This is a genomic window from Thermococcus sp. MAR1, from assembly GCF_012027305.1.
Taxonomy (GTDB): Archaea; Methanobacteriota_B; Thermococci; order Thermococcales; family Thermococcaceae; genus Thermococcus.
Genome location: NZ_SNUF01000001.1, coordinates 945,724 through 961,139 on the forward strand (window position 1 = coordinate 945,724; position 15,416 = coordinate 961,139).

A 15,416-nucleotide genomic window follows, 5' to 3' on the forward strand; every position below is an offset into this window, starting at 1 on the left:
AGAAAAGGGAAGTGAAAGGGCATCACATGCCCATGTCCATGCCGCCCATACCGCCCATACCGCCGGGCATTCCGCCACCGCTCTGCTCGGGCTTGCTTATCTTTGCCGCGATGACGTCGTCAATGCGAAGTATCATTATCGCGGCCTCGCTGGCGCTCTTGATGGCCTGCTTCTTAACCCTCAACGGCTCGATGATGCCCTTGGCGAGCATGTCGGCCGGCTCGCCGGCGAAGACATCGATGCCTATGGCCCTGCCCCTGTTCTTGTGCTCGCTGATGACCTTGACGAGCATCTCAACGGTGTCGAGACCTGCGTTCTCTGCCAGGGTCTTCGGGATTATCTTAAGGGCCTCGGCGAAGTTCTCTATAGCGAGGGCCTCCTTGCCGCCGACCTGCTTGGCGTACTCGTCGAGCTTGATGCTGAGCTCTATCTCGCCGGCACCACCGGCCGGGAGAACGTAGCCGTCCTCCATGACGTCCTTGACGACCTTGATGGCGTCTTCCAGAGCGCGCTCAACCTCATCTATAACGTGCTCGGTTCCACCGCGGATGAGTATGGTTACGGCCTTCGGGTTCTTGCAGCCCTCAACGAAGATCATGCTCTCGCCGGCGATCTTGCGCTCCTCGACGATGTCGGCGTGGCCGAGGTCTTCACTGGTGAGATCCTTGACGTTGGTGACGACCTTAGCTCCAGTAGCTTTCGCGAGCTTCTCCATGTCGCTCTTCTTGACCCTCCTAACGGCGAGAATGCCGTACTTGGCCAGGTAGTGCTGGGCGAGGTCGTCAATGCCCTTCTGGACAAAGAGGACGTTCGCACCGGTGGCGGCTATCTTGTCCACCATTTCCTTTATCATCTGCTCTTCCTGCTCAAGGAAGCTCATGAGCTGGTCAGGACTGGTGATGTTTATCTTCGCATCGGTCTCGGTCTTTTTGACCTCCAATGCCTCGTTTATGAGGGCGATCTTGGCACCCTCGATCTTGGTGGGCATCCTCGGGTGGACGCGCTCCTTGTCGATAACGACGCCCCTTATCAGCTCGCTCTCCTCGACGCTCTCACCGGCCTTCTTCTCGATCTTGATGTTGTCGATGTCGACGGTGTACCTGCCGTCCTTCTTCTCGGCGACCTGCCTGACGGCATCAACGGCGAGCTTGGCGAAGAGCTCCTTGTGGCTCTCGGCGTTCTTGCCAGTTATGGACGTCATGGCTATCTTCATGAGGGTCTCCTCGTCGTCCGGGGTGACCTCTATGGCGATCTCCTGGAGTATTTCCTGGGCCTTCTCGGCCGCCATGGTGTAGCCCTTGACGATGATGCTGGGGTGTATGTTCTGGTCGAGGAGCTCCTCAGCCTTCCTGAGAAGCTCGCCAGCAATGACGACGGCGGTAGTGGTTCCATCGCCAGCCTCCTTGTCCTGGGTCTTCGCAACCTCAACCATCATCTTGGCAGCGGGGTGCTGAAGGTCTATCCTGTCGAGAATAGTGGCTCCATCGTTGGTGACAACGACGTCGCCAAGGCTGTCGACGAGCATTTTATCCATTCCCTTCGGGCCGAGGGTCGTCCTGACCGTCTCGGCTATAATCCTAGCAGCCAGAATGTTGAGCCTCTGGGCGTCCCTACCAACGTACCTCTGGGTTCCCTCAGGCAGAATAACAACCGGCTGTCCGCTGAGCTGTGCCATTTGACATTCCTCCTACTAAATTGCTTTTTGCAGAAACGCTTCGTCAGCGTTGCATATAAATTTTTGGGTCAAAAATTTCAAGAAATGTGAAGATCTTTGAATAAATGACAGAAACAAAGATTGTAACTGGGGGAAAGGGCTAAAACCTTTAGAACCAAGGCACCGCTGGTGGGAGTGATGGAACCCATGATATACCCGTTGACCCCAGAGAAAGCCCTGAGGATTCTTGACGTCATAGAGAAATACGGCGTCATGAGTGTGGACGTTGACAACGTCGCCTCCATTCTGGATGATATGTTATACTCCAATGCCGAAAAGCTTCAATACGCGCGCAGAATTATAAGCGAGGGAAACGTTGATAAGGCTGTTTTAGTTGTACGGGATGACACAGGGATTTTGGTCATCAAAATGGAGAACGTCGTTGAGATAAGGGTTGCAATAAAGGACTACTTAAGGTTGATTAAGGATTTCGCGCCTAGCCAGGGGTGATTCCATGGAGCTGATAAAGCAGGGAGCCGAGGCAAAGATATACCTGGCCGAGTTTGAGGAGTTCTTCGGAGTAAACCTCCTCCCCGGAGAGAAAGTCGTGATAAAGCACCGAATCCCGAAGCGCTACCGCATAAGGGAGATAGATGAGAAGCTGAGGAAGGAGAGGACGGTGAGAGAAGCCAGGGTTCTCCACCGTGCCAAAGAGTTCGGCGTGAACTGTCCTCACGTTTACGAGGTCAATCTGAGGGACATGGTAATCGCAATGGAGTTCATCGACGGAAAGAGACTGAAGGAGCACCTCGAGGAGATTCCAATGGAGGAAAGGCTTTCCCTCTGCCGCGAGATAGGCAGGCAGGTTGGAAAACTTCACGAGGCTGGAATAGTGCACGGCGATTTGACAACAAGTAATATGATACTCTGGGAGGGAAAGGTTTACATGATAGACTTCGGTTTGGCGGACTTTGACCCCACCCTGGAGGCCCAGGGCGTCGATCTGCATCTCCTAAAGCGGGCCATGGAGAGCACGCACTACACCTGGTTCGAGGAGGGGTTTGAGGCGGTTCTGGAGGGCTACGCCGAGGTTCGCGGCGAGGAGGCTAGGAGAGAAATAGAGGTAAAAATCGAGGAGATAGAAAGCCGTGGTAGGTACAGGGAGCGGAGCTGGGTGGGGTAAGTTCAATATATCAAGCCAAAAAGGAAGAGCGGAATCCTGCCGTTTCCGGTCAGCAGTCCGTCCACGGCTATATAATCCGGCCTCTGATATCTCCTCTTCTTCTCACCACCAACTTCTATTATCCAGTCTCCAACTTTAAAGTCCGCGGTTTTTTCACCCCGCTTTCCCTTTAGGTAGCACGGCTGGGAGATCCACCTCACGTGGTTCACGAAGAACTCCTCCCTCAAGGCACCCAGGTGAATGCTGAAGCCCTTTTTGGCAAAGAACATTCTGAGTGGAACTGTAAGGTAGATCTTTGGCTCCTTTCTTACGCTACCGCAGGGCTGGAGGGTGTATAGCAAACCTGCCTTGGAGAGGTCCTCAACGAGCCTTATGGCCATGTTCTTTGAGACGCCCAGCTCCTTGGCTATTGAGGAATAATTCACCTCAAAGGGAGCAGATTTAGCCACGAGATAGAGCAGGCGGTATGCATCTGTCTCGTACTTCACGCTGATTTCCCTCAGCGCGGATAGGTCCTCGAGTATAACCTTTCTGATGGAGTTTTCGAGGGCATCGTAGAACCCGCTCTCCGGGTAGAGGGCACCACCCCGCTCCATGTACTCCGTCCAGAGGGCGTGAAGTTCCATGTACATCTCTGTCATGTCAAACGGTCTGGAAATCACTTCTTCCATTGAGTGGACGGGGATATCCATACCCTTTCGAATGTTCAGCCACTCCCTAAACGATGCCGGCGGCAATTCCTTCAGCACGACCCTACGGGACAGGTCCGCTCCGGAGTGAAGGACATCAACGGCAGATGACCCCTTTATAAACATTGTCCCCACGTGAGGACGATATGCATGCATTCCGTCACCGCTCAGGGACGAGTGCAGAACTCACTCCTGCCCGAACGCCCTCAGAACCCTCTCGAATATCTCCCTCTCCTTCCCGCGCTTCTTTCGTGCAAGTCTTTCAACGATGAGCTCTGGAGTACTCCGACCGAGCTTTCCGAAGACCGGCTGCCGATCAACGATGAGGTTGAGGTTCTCATCAAGGCCTTTGGCCTCTATTCCATCGACTCTGGCAAAGGGAAGTTCTTTCTTCAAATCCTCTCCCAGGTGGGAGACTATGACAACGTAAAAGCCCCTCTCGTGGGCAATTTTGAGGAGCTCACCGATTATCTTCACCGCCGCGCCCGGCTCTGTTATGGCCTCGAACTCGTCTATGAGGATGAGCTTTCTGCCCGAACCCTTCAACGCACGGACGAATGAGCGCAGGGCCGTTTCAAAGGCCCCGGCTCCATAGACACTCCTCTTCCTCCGGAAGAAGAACAACTCATCGAGGGGCTCAACCCAGGCCTTCTCGGCCGGCACGGGAAGACCCATATGGAAGAGGATCATTATCTGGGTCATCAGCTCCAGAAGGCTCGTCTTTCCGCCGCTGTTGGCACCGGTGAGGATAACCACTTTCTCGCCGCCTATATCTCCAGCTCCCTGGACTGAGAACTCATCAGGCGTTTTCCCGACAGCATAGCTGACCGGCTGGGGGTTTTCTATGAAGAGGTGCCTCCCGCTGACGAACGCCATTCCACCCTCCCAGAGCTCCGGAAAGGAAAAGCCCTCGGTGAAGTCTTTCACCGCCAGCAGGAAGTCAAGCTCATAAACCCTGCCGAGTTCTTCCCGGAGCTTGGGGAGAAGGGGCATTATCCTCTCAAGCACTTCCCTGCTCTTTAGGTAAAGCTCGACCCTAAGCTCCCTATCGAGCTCCTCGCGGAGCATCTCCACCCTCTCCGGGGGCACGGTCACCGGATACAGCTCCTCCCGGGAAAAGAGCTCAACGGTTATGCCAAGCTTCTCGCTCAGCTCCTTTTCGGTTTCGTTGATTAAGTCAATAATTTCACCCTCAACCTCTCCAAAGTGTCTGAATATGGCCTCGTAGTTCCCGGCCTTGAGCTCTCCGAGGAAGTCGAGCAATTCCTTCCCGCTCAGCGTCAGGCTGAACTTCTCAAGTTTCTCTGCTATTTCCTCGTTAAGCTCGCGCTCTTTCTCGGCTATTAGTTCCTCAAGGCCGTCGAGGAGCTTCCGCTTTCCCATGACCTCCCCAAGCTCGTTCAGCTCACGGAGGATTTCTGAGGCGACGCTGCCCTCGCCGGTTAGCTCGCCGATTTTGGCCAGGGCCTCAAGGGTTCCCTTATTCTCCCATAGGGGCATGATGTAGAGCTCCGGTGCTATCTGGGACGGCGTTAGCTCGACGTCAATCCCGTAGCCAACGGTGCTGAGCACCAGCTGATAGCCCTCCGCCTCCTCTAAACCCGTCGAGACCTCACAGAGTCCCAGGCTCTGGGCCCTTTCGAGTTCACTTTCGTCAACTATGAGGATTCTGTCGTGAAGGTAATCGCGGCGGAACTTTATCGGTTTGACTTTGGCTACCTGCTCCCTCAGCTCGGCCCGGATTTTAGGGAGGTTTTCCCGGAAATAATCCCGCCTGCGAAGAATTTCATCCCGCTCGGAGGTGGGTTCAAACCTATCTAGAAAGACCGAACTCCCAGGGAGGACTAACCGCCTCTTTATCTCCTCTCTGATTGCGCGGTATATCGCTTTAGCCTCGGGGTTCAGCTTGAGCGTCATCGCTAAGGAAATGGGCAAAGGACTAAAAAAGTTACCTGAAGCTCGGGAACGGCAAATTTTATAAAATCGTAGAGTAAATTCCAAACAATGCCCTCGGGTGAGGTGAATGATAGTCAAGAGAATTCTCAGACCGGCCTACCGTATCAGAGTGCTGGAATTCGCAAAATCCACGCCCAAGGATATCCTACCTCATTTTAAGAGGAAGGGAGCGTATGTTGTCGAATTCTCCTCTGATATCGATCCGGAGCTTCATGTGGAATCCTTCCTGGCCTCAAGCTACGGGGAGTACGTTTATCTGTTAAAATTCAAAGATGGAAAAATGTTTCTTGCAAGGCACACATCATGGGTTTCCAAGGAGGAATGGCCGAGCCCAAAGCGGTTCATGGCCCGAGATGAGAACGGGCTAAAGCGCTTCCTCGTGTCCAGAACCTCTCTAAGGGAGAGGTTTCTCACAGAACTGCCTCCTCTTGTGATATGGGGGGCTGTGTTTCTCGGGATAATAAACCGGGCCTTCAGGGACAATCCCAGCGGAAGCCTCTTTCTGCTATTCTTTGGTTTCATACTGAACGATTTAGCGAAACTACTGGAATACGCCCTGATTGGCTACTGTGAAGAGTAGGTCTCCTTCACCTTCTCGACCACATGAACGTCCTCAATCCTCGTGAAGGGATACTGACCGTTCTCGTCCTTCTCAACGGCCTTCACCATGTCCCATATCGTCAGAAGTGCAACTGTGACGCCGGTTAAAGCCTCCATCTCAACTCCCGTCTTGTAATAGGCGCGAACTTCGCAGGTTGCTTCGATGTAGTCCTCGCCGAACTCGAAGGAGATGTCAACGCCTGTGAGTGGTATCGGGTGGCAGAGGGGAACCAGCTCCGGCGTCTTCTTGACGGCCAGGATTCCCGCTATCTGGGCGGTGGCTACAACGTTACCTTTCTTCGTCTTCCCGGACCTTATCAATTCTATCGTTTCCGGCCTGAGCCTTATCCTGCCCTTTGCCACGGCCCTTCTGAAAACCTCACTCTTGTGGCCAACCTCAACCATCTTAACGCCCCTTTCATCGAAGTGAGTGAACCCCTTCATGAATCTCCCCCAGCTATATAAGTCGCTCCCCCTTTAAAACCCTGCCCGTAATCCTTTTAAGTTATGCCCTCCTTACTATCGTCAGAGGTGGTAATGCATGCCGTCACCCGCCATACTCATCGAGAACCTCACAAAATCGTACGGGACCCTGAGGGCGGTTGATTCCCTCACCCTGGAGGTCAACGAGGGAGAAATCTTCGGTTTCCTGGGTCCAAACGGCGCAGGTAAAACCACCACCATCCTCAGCATGCTCAATCTGGTTATACCTGACGAAGGTAGGGTGGAGCTTCTCGGAATGGACGTGACAAAGGAGCCGATTCGGATAAAGGAACGGCTTGGATACCTCCCGGAGAACGCAACGGTATACGGCGAGCTGACAGCATGGAAAAACCTGGAGTTCTTCGCAAACTTTTACAGGATGTCGAACGCTGAGAAGGAGAAGCGAATAACCGAACTCCTGAAGATGGTCGGCCTCTGGGAGGTTCGCTATAGAAAGGCGAAGACCTTCTCCAAGGGCATGAAGCAGAGACTTCTGATAGCCCAGACGTTTATAAACGACCCCGAACTGCTCATCCTCGACGAGCCGACGAGCGGCCTCGACCCCGAGGGAGCCCACCTCGTTAAGAGGCTCATCAGGGAGGCAAAGGCCGAGGGCAGAACCGTCTTCTTTTCATCCCACGTGCTCAGCGAGGTCGAGGAGCTCAGCGACAGGGTCGGTATAATAGTGAAAGGGAAGCTGAAGGCCGTCGGAACCCTCGGGGAGATAAAGAGGCAGTTCATGGAGCTTGAGGGCTACGAGATAAAGGTTGAGACCAAGGAGCCGCTGCCGGAGATAGAGCATTCCGAGATAACGAGGGTCGAGCCGGTCGGACCGAATCGGGCCATAATATTTGCCAGGACCGACATAAGGGAAGACCTCTCCAAATACCTCTCCGAAAAAGGCCTCACGATCCTGAAGCTCGATGTTGAAGAACCCAGCCTGGAGGACGTTTTCCTCCGGACTATCTACGGGAGGGATGGAGAATGAGAAAATTCCTGGTGGTTCTGCTTTCCTTCGTTCTTCTGTCCTCACTCGTTGCGGCTCAGCCTTACGTGACGGTGTTCGAGGACAGGATCTCCGTGGGGCAGACGATCGCGGTTGGGAACTACACGATAACGGTGGTTCAGGCCGCCGACGGGAGTTACTATCTGATGCTGAGGAACGGGAGCAGGATACTGGAACTGAAGCCCTTCGCCTTTGGAACCGAAATAGAGCGTGACGGCCTCAGGATACTCATGGGGAGCTACACCGCGCAGGGCGGCTTCATAGTCGTGTCCGTGAAGCCAGAGTTCGTTACGTCCCTAAAACCCGAAGTCGGTGCCAAGGCAGTTTTCAATGGGAACGTTGTCCGCGTTATCGCAGCGGGCAACAGGACCGTAGACGTCTCCGTGAACGGTGTTGCGAGGACTCTGGAGGTAAACGGAAGTGCCATTGTCGACCTCATAGCCTTGGAGTACGATGGAAAGGAGATAAAAGTATACGCCGCGGAACCCGCCTCGGAAACGGTCAGCATGGAATACTCGGTGTTCTACCCTTACGGGAAGATAAGGGTCTCCGGGCCCGTTGATGTGCCGATAACGATAACCAGCGCCTCGAACTCGGAGCTTAGACTGCCCCTCAGGGTCACCTCGATGCCGGAAGGGTGGAGGGCAAGCTTCCTGTACGGTGGTGTCGAGGTCGAGGAGATAACGCTTCACCCCAAGGGTTCGGTAACGGTCAGCCTTCACATTGAGCCTGCCGGTAGCGGAACCCTCGGATTCTCCATTGGGGACCTTCCGGGAAGCGTTCAGATAGAGGCCGCTGCAATCGATGTCTCAATTCCGTATCTGGGCCTGGAGGCAGAGGCGGGACAGAAACTCGCGGTTCCAATAACCTTCACGGGAAGCGGCGCCGTGGAGTTCCAGGCAACTGAGGTCCCGGCAGGATGGACGATGTACCTGACGGACGGCCAGTACAGGCTCAGGAGCTTTACCGTTTCGGGAACCTTCAGCGCCACCCTGTTCATCGAGATACCCAGGAACGCGACCCTTGGCGACCACAGGCTGAGCTTCACCATAAACGGGAAGGAATACGGCCTGACGGTTCACATATACAAGACGTACCTCGGCCAGCCCGCGAAGCTGACGGTGATCCTGACCGACGGGAGCGGGAATCCATTGAAGGGATGGGTCAGCATCGGCGGAAAGAACGTTACGACGTCGGCGGTTGGCAGCGTTACCGTTGAGCTCCCAGCGGGAGAGTATAGAATCGCCGCCGGCGCTCCTGGGGCAGTCCCAATAGAGGAAACTGTAAAACTGGGGGACGGCGAGGAGAAGACCCTCAATATAGCCCTAACAAAGGCGCCCCACTACTTCGAGGCCAGGCTCAAGAACGACGTTCTTACAGTGACAGCGGGGGCGAGTGCCAGCACGGAGCTCACGATAACCAACCTCGGCTCCAAAGAGGACGAGTACCGTGTCACGCTGGAGGGTCTCGAACCCGAGTGGAGCTACGTGATCAGCCGGGATCCCACCGGCGCAACGCCTATTGGCACAATGAAAGCAGACCCCGGAGAGAGTGCCAGCGCGTACCTCGTTGTTATAGCCCCGTTCAACGTAGTGTCCGGCGAAATAAACGCCAAGCTCATCATCACCGGGAAGGGCACCAAGGTTGAAATCCCCGTCATAATCAAAGTCGAGAACCCTGCCGCACTCTCCCTCAACGCTGATTATCCGGCGCTCACGGTCAAGGCAGGGGGCTCAACGGCCACCACGGTATGGATTGACAGCATGGGGACAACGGTCACCAACATCAAGATAACCGTCCAGGCCCCCAGCGGATGGGAAGTTGAGGCGGTTCCCAGCAGCATACCCCGAGTAGGACCGATCAGAAAGGGAAACGTTGTGGTCAGCGAGGGCCCCAGCCAGTTTGAGTTGAGGATCAAGGTTCCCAAGTCAGCCCCCGCGGGGACCTACACCATAACCGTAACCGCCACCGGTGACCAGGCAAAGGCAGAAACCGTGATAACGGTCAGGGTTACGCAGGGCTCAAGCAGCGCTTATCTCGGAATCCTCCTGCTCGTGGTCGTCTTCGGCATCGTAATATGGCTGATGAGGAGGGTCGGTAGGAGATGAACCCCGCCTGGAACATAGCTCTCAAGGAGCTATACACCTCGGTGAAGAGCAAGAGGTTCATCGTCATCATGGCTCTCTACCTCCTTATTTTTGGCCTCGCGGTCTACGGCATCAAGGACTACCTGATTCAGATGGGCGTTCCAAGCGTCGAATCCAACGAGTTCGGCCTGTGGGGAACCACGGGTGAGGTTTACATGACCCCCCTTGCGATGCTCTTCATGATAAACATGATGATAATCACCGTCATTGGGGCGGTCCTCGGAGCCGCCCTCGGATCGGACGCAATAAACCGGGAGGTTGAAACCGGAACGGCCAAGGTTCTCCTGGGCCACCCAGTTTACAGGGACGAGGTCATCAACGGCAAGTTCCTTGGAATGGGGGCCCTGATAGTACTGACGAACCTGGTGGTATACGTTGCCATCATCGCCGTGATGCTCATACTGGGAATACCCGTTGATGGGGACTCGCTCCTTAGAGGGTTCCTGGCGATCCTGGCGACAATGCTTTACACGCTGGTATTCCTCTCAATTGGAGTGCTGTTCTCAACGCTCTTCAAAAAGCCTGAGACCTCGATGCTCGCCACAGTTGGTCTGGCGATTTTCCTCACGGTCTTCTACGGCATCGTGGTGGAGATCGTGGCACCAAAGCTCGCAGGACCAGAGCCGCCTTGGGGGACGAGCGCCCATGAGGTCTGGCGAGAAACCGTGAACACATGGATGGCAAGGCTCCACTTCCTGAACCCCGCACACCACTACGCCCAGCTCGTTCAGTACATCTTCGGAGGCGACAGATTCCTCAACTACTACCTCCCCCTTGGAGACTCCTTCACCTACGGCTTCAACAACCTGGCGATACTGTTGGTCATGCTATTCCTGCCCTTTGCCTTCGCCTACGTCAGGTTCATGACCAGCGACATCAACTGACTTTCCGCTTTTCTATTTGCAAATTTGTAAAGAATAGGAAAACCGAAATCAGCCCTTGGCGACGCCCATCGGGCGCATTCTCGCCACGAGGTTCGCTATCCCCGCCTCGTGGACGACGTTGACGACGTTGTCAACGCTCTTGTAAGCTCCAGGTGCCTCCTCGGCAACGACCCTCAGCGAAGCCGCGCGGACGTAGATTCCCCTCTGGAGGAGTTCATTCCTCAGCCTGTCCCCGCGGTACTGTCTCGTTGCGGCCTTCCTGCTGAGCAACCTGCCTGCACCGTGGCACGAGCTTCCGAAGGTTTCCCTCATCGAGCCCTCGGCACCAGCAAGAACGTAGCTCGCGGTTCCCATCGAACCTGGAATCAGAACCGGCTGACCGACATCCCTGTAGGACTTCGGAACGTCCGGGTGGCCGGCAGGGAAGGCCCTCGTGGCTCCCTTCCTGTGGACGACCACCTTGACCTTCTTCCCATCGACCTCGTGCTCCTCGACCTTCGCTATGTTGTGAGCCACGTCGTAGACTATATGCATCTCCATGTCTTCTGCTTTTCTCTTGAAGACCTCCTCAAAGCTCTCCCTGACCCAGTGGGTTATCATCTGCCGGTTGGCCCAGGCGAAGTTTGCAGCTGCCTTCATCGCGCTGAAGTACCTCTGCCCCTCCTCCGTCTGGAAGGGGACGCTGACGAGCTCACGGTCAGGCCACGGCACACCGTACTTTCTGTTGGCCTTCTCCATTATCCTGAGGTAGTCGCTCGCCACCTGGTGGCCCAAACCGCGCGAACCTGTGTGAACCATCACAACGACCTGTCCCTCGAAGAGGCCATAAGCTTTGGCTATCTTCTCGTCAAAGACCCTATCAACCACCTGAACCTCGAGGAAGTGGTTTCCTGAGCCGAGGGAACCGAGCTGTGGAGCGCCTCTCTGCTTCGCCTTCTGGCTCACCGCCCCGGGGTTGGCACCTTCCATTCTGCCGCCTTCCTCCAGGTGCTCCAAGTCCTCCTTCCAGCCGTAGCCGTTGTCAACTGCCCACTTGGCTCCATCAGCCAAGACGTCATCGAGCTGGCTCCAGTGGAGCCTCACCCTACCTTTACTCCCAAGTCCGCTCGGAACGTTTTTGAAGAGCGTATCGACGAGCTCCTTTATCTTTGGTCTGACTTCCTTCTCGGTGAGGTTGGTCCGGATTAGGCGGACGCCGCAGTTGTGGACTACTACGCCGTTGGCTATGAAGTTGTGGGCGCTGTGATAAACGCCGATGTCGTAGAACTTGGTGTAGTCCGGCTTGACCCGCTCTATCTTTACGACTTTTTCAGCCACAAAGCCACCTTCGTAGCCCCTTTCCTTCACAAACTCCTCGAAGGTCGGAAAGTCCTTGGGAACGCGTGGCTCCTTTTCACCCTCGTAGATTGCCCTCTCGACGAAGCGCTTGTTAACTACATCCTTAACGGACTCATAGGCCTTCTTGACACTTCTGGTTTCTTCGTAAACCTTCCTCGCGGTTTCAGAGGCTCGCTTTCTCTCGGCTTTAACACGCTCTTTGAACTTCAGGTAGGCGTAGGCGATTAGGCCCTTGGCCTTCTTTTCAAGGTCGTACTCGTAGTTTATCCTCCCGAGGAAGTTCCTTATGCTATCCTCGCCGACGAGGGCGAGCCGGTAGGTGACACCCTTCTTCGACTTAATCCTGTAAACCGTCGTCCTAACGCCGAACTCTGCGAGAAGCTTTGTTATATCATCCATGAACTCCTTAATGTTCGCCTCAAGTTCTTTTGCCTTCGACTGGGTGAGGTTTATTGGCAATGGAGTGTTGCCCTTGAACTCGACGATGCTTCCATCTGCCGCAAAAAGTCCGGCAAGGAAGTTCCTCTTTATCCAGAGCGGGGCTTCCTTGATCCACTCCGGAATTCTGTAGGTTTTCTCAGCCTTCCTGCCCCTAGGCATCCCGAGGTTCTCCATGAGCAGGGCAAAGCTCCTCGATGTAACCCTGAGCTCTGCCGAAACGCTTTTACCTTCGTACTCACCGCTGACGGTCTCGATGCGATAATCTCTCTCGCGCACGTAGAGGTTTGCTTTGATTCCGAGCCTCTCAAGGTCCTTCTTGAGCTCCCTCAGCGTCCCCTCTTTTCCATAGAAGCTCAGGTAAAGCCTTTCGTCCATCTCACCGAGGTGGCCGTCGCCGAATGCAAAGCCGAGGATTCTCGCAAGGGTTCCGAGCCTTGGGTCGTTCCAGTGGAGGGGCAGGAGCTTCCTCTCGCGCAGAAACATTAGCACTTGGTTATCAACGCCCTCGAAGTCCTTCTCGCTCAGGAGAACTCCTCCCCTCCCCTCGAACTTAACGCCCTCGAAGGGATAAACTAAGACCTCATCGCCTTCCCTTAGGTTTCCAAGGTAAACGTAGCCCTGTGGTGTTAAAACCGGGTGGTCTTCACTGCCCTCGATGATCCTTCCCGACTCGGTGACGATTCTAACTGCAAGCTCTTTCTCCTCAACCTCCCTCTCGGCAACGAAAGCAACATCCGAAAAGTCGTTGTGACCTTCATCAATGTCGTAAACCCTGAGTCCCTGGAGTTTGAACCTCTCGGGCATCTCCTCAACTTTAACCCAGTATCCATGCTCGGTAAGGACTTTCGAGTTGGGGGCAAGGCAGTTAATGTCGTATCCGACGCCCCCGGGGCTTATCACGCCCTCTTTGACGTCAAAGGCCGCGACACCGCCAATGGGGAAGCCGTAGCCCTGATGGCCGTCGGGCATGACTATGGAATACTTGTAGATGCCAGGGAGCATCGCAACGTTGGCGGCCTGCTCAAGGGTTCTATCTCCGCGCATCTTCTCTATCAGCTGGTCGTCAGCGTAAACCCTGCCCGGAACTCTCATGCGCTTGTCGTACTTCGGTATCTCCCAGCGAATCTTGTCTATCCTCTTCAGCGGCACCATCCTTCCACCTCCGTTTTAGATTACCCTAACGTTATTTTAAGCTTTCGAGGGACGGAAATGTTACTCCAGCTTCAGCCTCCTCTCCCTCGGCACGTAGTTTATGAGCTTTCCAGCTTTAGCCTTGGCCGAGCCGAGGTAGTAGGAGCGCCACTTAACTATTACCCACCCATGGAGGTTCTTATCTTCAATCTCGACGCTCTCACCCGCCAGATACAGCCTCGCCCTCTCGTCGTCCAGCTCTACGACGTTCTTCGTGGCCTTTGGCCCAACGAGGAAGGAACCCTCGATGCTCAGCCTTATCCCATCGCTCTCTATTCTCCCGAAGTACACCCCGTTTCTGTCGGGGCCCCTGATTTCAAGGGGGCATGGCTTCCAGGCGTAGACCTTGTGATACCTCCCGCGTATCTCGTAGAGGAGATCAGGTGCATAGCCGTAGTTCTCAAGGAGGAGTTTTTTGACGAGTTCGGCGTCATTCGTCTGCCCTATCTCAGCCCTTGGGTTTTCGCTCATTCCGCTCCCTCCGCCTTGACTATCTTGGCTATGAAGAACGCCTCTGTGTCGTTGTCGTTTGGATGAATTCTGAGGGCTTTTTTCAGCTCCTCAGAGTAGGTTCTCCCCTCCCACTCAAGGACCGGCTCGCTGGTCTTCACCGGCAGATCTATCGGCTCAAGCCTCGCGTCGGTCTTCCTCAGGAGGTAATCAACGACCTCCTCGTTCTCCAGGGGGTCTATCGTGCATGTTGAGTAAACCAGAGTCCCGCCCGGCTTGAGCGCCCGGTAGGCGGCCAGGATGAGCCTCTTCTGAACCTTCATGTACTTGATGACGCCCCTCAGGCGCCACTCAGAGAGAAACTTCCACCTCTTTCTTATCATTCCCACAGAAGAGCACGGAGCGTCGAGGAGAATCCTGTCAAAAGTATTTTCAAAACGGCCGAAGTAAGCACCGTCCTTTGTGGTTACGCGGGTATTTAAGACGCCCATCCTGTTAAGGTTCGCTATGAGGACGTTGGCCCTGCTGAGCTTCGGGTCGTTTGCTATTATGCATCCCTCGTTCTCCATGTATTGCGCTATTTGCCCGGTCTTCGAGCCAGGTGCTGCCGCCATGTCGAGAACCAGCTCACCTGGCTTCGGATCGAGTACCACCGGGGGAATCATGGAGCTCGCTTCCTGGCCGAAGATCAGGCCAAGGCTGTGTTCCGGCACCTTCGCGAGGTTGTCAACGTTGATGAAAAAGCCCTCGCGAACCCAGGGGATGGGTTCGAGCTCGAACTCCTCCTTGAGCCTCTCAACGACCACCTCAAGCGGTGCTTTCAGCGTGTTCACCCTTATGCTCTGCCTGAGCGGTTTAACTAAAAACTCCCAGAACTCGTCCGTGTCTTCGAGCATCGAATAGCGCTCGTAAAAGGCCGGATTGGTTTCTTTAATCCTGTCCCTCGCGCTCATGGAACCACCTCAGATGTCCGGAACCAGCTGCGCCATCCATCTCCCGTCCGGTAGCCGCTCTATCTTCATCTCGTGGTAGGTTATCGCCTTCACCTCTTCCTTCGGCTCGTGCTTCTCGTAATCCAAGGGCTCACCGCAGGCCTTGGCTTTAAGCCGGTAGCCCTCCGTGGTCTTCTCAATCTCAACGTCAACGTCTCCAAAGACCAGCCCTTCCATGTCGTGAAGCACGAGAAGCTCCTCAAGGAAGTTGTAGAGGAGCGCCATCATGTCTTCACCCTCGGCCTCGACCTGGCGGCATTCTTTGCTCTCGACCTTCCTCACATCAACCATCACGTCAAAGAGCGCCAGCGCAACGGCCTCGAAGGCCTCCTCAAGGCTCTCGCCGTAGCCCCTGATTCCAACGTCAGCCGTGTGCTCGTAGTGCTCCCACTTCCTCATCTT

At 55.0% G+C, this 15,416-nt stretch carries 14 protein-coding genes; 6 read left to right on the top strand and 8 right to left on the bottom strand.

Features of this window, described 5'->3' with window-relative positions; translation table 11 throughout:
* Positions 1–22: 22 nt before the first annotated feature.
* Entirely contained in the window at positions 23–1,675 is a 1,653-nt protein-coding gene (gene thsB, locus E3E25_RS05410; RefSeq protein WP_167892139.1) for a thermosome subunit beta, read from the bottom strand.
* Between the two features lie 177 nt (positions 1,676–1,852).
* Between thsB and E3E25_RS05415 the strand changes: the two genes are divergently transcribed.
* Both E3E25_RS05415 and E3E25_RS05420 read left to right on the top strand, forming a co-directional pair.
* Positions 1,853–2,164 carry a hypothetical protein gene (locus E3E25_RS05415; protein WP_167892140.1) on the top strand — a complete coding sequence of 104 codons (312 nt, stop codon included), beginning with the start codon at positions 1,853–1,855 and terminating at the stop codon, positions 2,162–2,164.
* A 4-nt stretch (positions 2,165–2,168) separates the two neighbouring features.
* Entirely contained in the window at positions 2,169–2,837 is a 669-nt protein-coding gene (locus E3E25_RS05420) for a Kae1-associated kinase Bud32 (protein ID WP_167892141.1), read from the top strand.
* A gap of 2 nt (positions 2,838–2,839) precedes the next feature.
* Here the strand turns inward: E3E25_RS05420 and E3E25_RS05425 are convergent, their stop codons facing one another.
* Both E3E25_RS05425 and E3E25_RS05430 read right to left on the bottom strand, forming a co-directional pair.
* Positions 2,840–3,682 carry an ATP-binding protein gene (locus E3E25_RS05425; RefSeq protein WP_240910743.1) on the bottom strand — a complete coding sequence of 281 codons (843 nt, stop codon included), beginning with the start codon at positions 3,680–3,682 and terminating at the stop codon, positions 2,840–2,842.
* 30 nt (positions 3,683–3,712) lie between these two features.
* Positions 3,713–5,443, bottom strand: coding sequence for an endonuclease MutS2 (locus E3E25_RS05430; protein WP_167892142.1), 1,731 nt, complete (start codon positions 5,441–5,443; stop codon positions 3,713–3,715).
* A 106-nt stretch (positions 5,444–5,549) separates the two neighbouring features.
* Between E3E25_RS05430 and E3E25_RS05435 the strand changes: the two genes are divergently transcribed.
* Entirely contained in the window at positions 5,550–6,062 is a 513-nt protein-coding gene (locus E3E25_RS05435; RefSeq protein ID WP_167892143.1) for a hypothetical protein, read from the top strand.
* On the opposite strand, the gene moaC is transcribed toward E3E25_RS05435, so the two are convergent.
* Positions 6,047–6,526 (bottom strand): cyclic pyranopterin monophosphate synthase MoaC, encoded by a 480-nt coding sequence (gene moaC / locus E3E25_RS05440; protein WP_167892144.1) that lies wholly within the window; start codon positions 6,524–6,526, stop codon positions 6,047–6,049. The genes E3E25_RS05435 and moaC overlap by 16 nt on opposite strands.
* Before the next feature lie 97 nt (positions 6,527–6,623).
* Here moaC and E3E25_RS05445 point away from each other — a divergent pair, with 97 nt between their 5' ends.
* The 3 genes from E3E25_RS05445 to E3E25_RS05455 are packed head-to-tail and all read left to right on the top strand — an operon-like array spanning position 6,624 to position 10,602.
* Positions 6,624–7,553: an ABC transporter ATP-binding protein gene (locus E3E25_RS05445; protein ID WP_167892145.1), complete on the top strand. Its 930-nt coding sequence runs from the start codon at positions 6,624–6,626 to the stop codon at positions 7,551–7,553.
* Positions 7,550–9,679: an NEW3 domain-containing protein gene (locus tag E3E25_RS05450; RefSeq protein ID WP_167892146.1), complete on the top strand. Its 2,130-nt coding sequence runs from the start codon at positions 7,550–7,552 to the stop codon at positions 9,677–9,679. The genes E3E25_RS05445 and E3E25_RS05450 overlap by 4 nt, the downstream gene beginning before the upstream one ends.
* A complete protein-coding gene (locus E3E25_RS05455) occupies positions 9,676–10,602 on the top strand; it encodes an ABC transporter permease (protein ID WP_167892147.1) in 927 nt (308 codons plus the stop codon). Before E3E25_RS05450 ends, E3E25_RS05455 begins: the two co-directional genes overlap by 4 nt.
* Positions 10,603–10,650: 48 nt before the next feature.
* Here the strand turns inward: E3E25_RS05455 and E3E25_RS05460 are convergent, their stop codons facing one another.
* From E3E25_RS05460 to E3E25_RS05475, 4 genes are read right to left on the bottom strand one after another with little or no spacing between them, the layout of a single operon-like run.
* A complete protein-coding gene (locus E3E25_RS05460; protein ID WP_167892148.1) occupies positions 10,651–13,533 on the bottom strand; it encodes an intein-containing RctB family protein in 2,883 nt (960 codons plus the stop codon).
* Between the two features lie 60 nt (positions 13,534–13,593).
* Positions 13,594–14,043, bottom strand: a complete 450-nt coding sequence (locus E3E25_RS05465) for a hypothetical protein (RefSeq protein WP_167892149.1) — start codon at positions 14,041–14,043, stop codon at positions 13,594–13,596.
* Positions 14,040–14,975, bottom strand: coding sequence for a tRNA (cytosine(49)-C(5))-methyltransferase (locus E3E25_RS05470; protein WP_167892150.1), 936 nt, complete (start codon positions 14,973–14,975; stop codon positions 14,040–14,042). Before E3E25_RS05470 ends, E3E25_RS05465 begins: the two co-directional genes overlap by 4 nt.
* 9 nt (positions 14,976–14,984) lie before the next feature.
* Positions 14,985–15,413, bottom strand: a complete 429-nt coding sequence (locus tag E3E25_RS05475; protein WP_167892151.1) for an archease — start codon at positions 15,411–15,413, stop codon at positions 14,985–14,987.
* Positions 15,414–15,416: the final 3 nt, after the last annotated feature.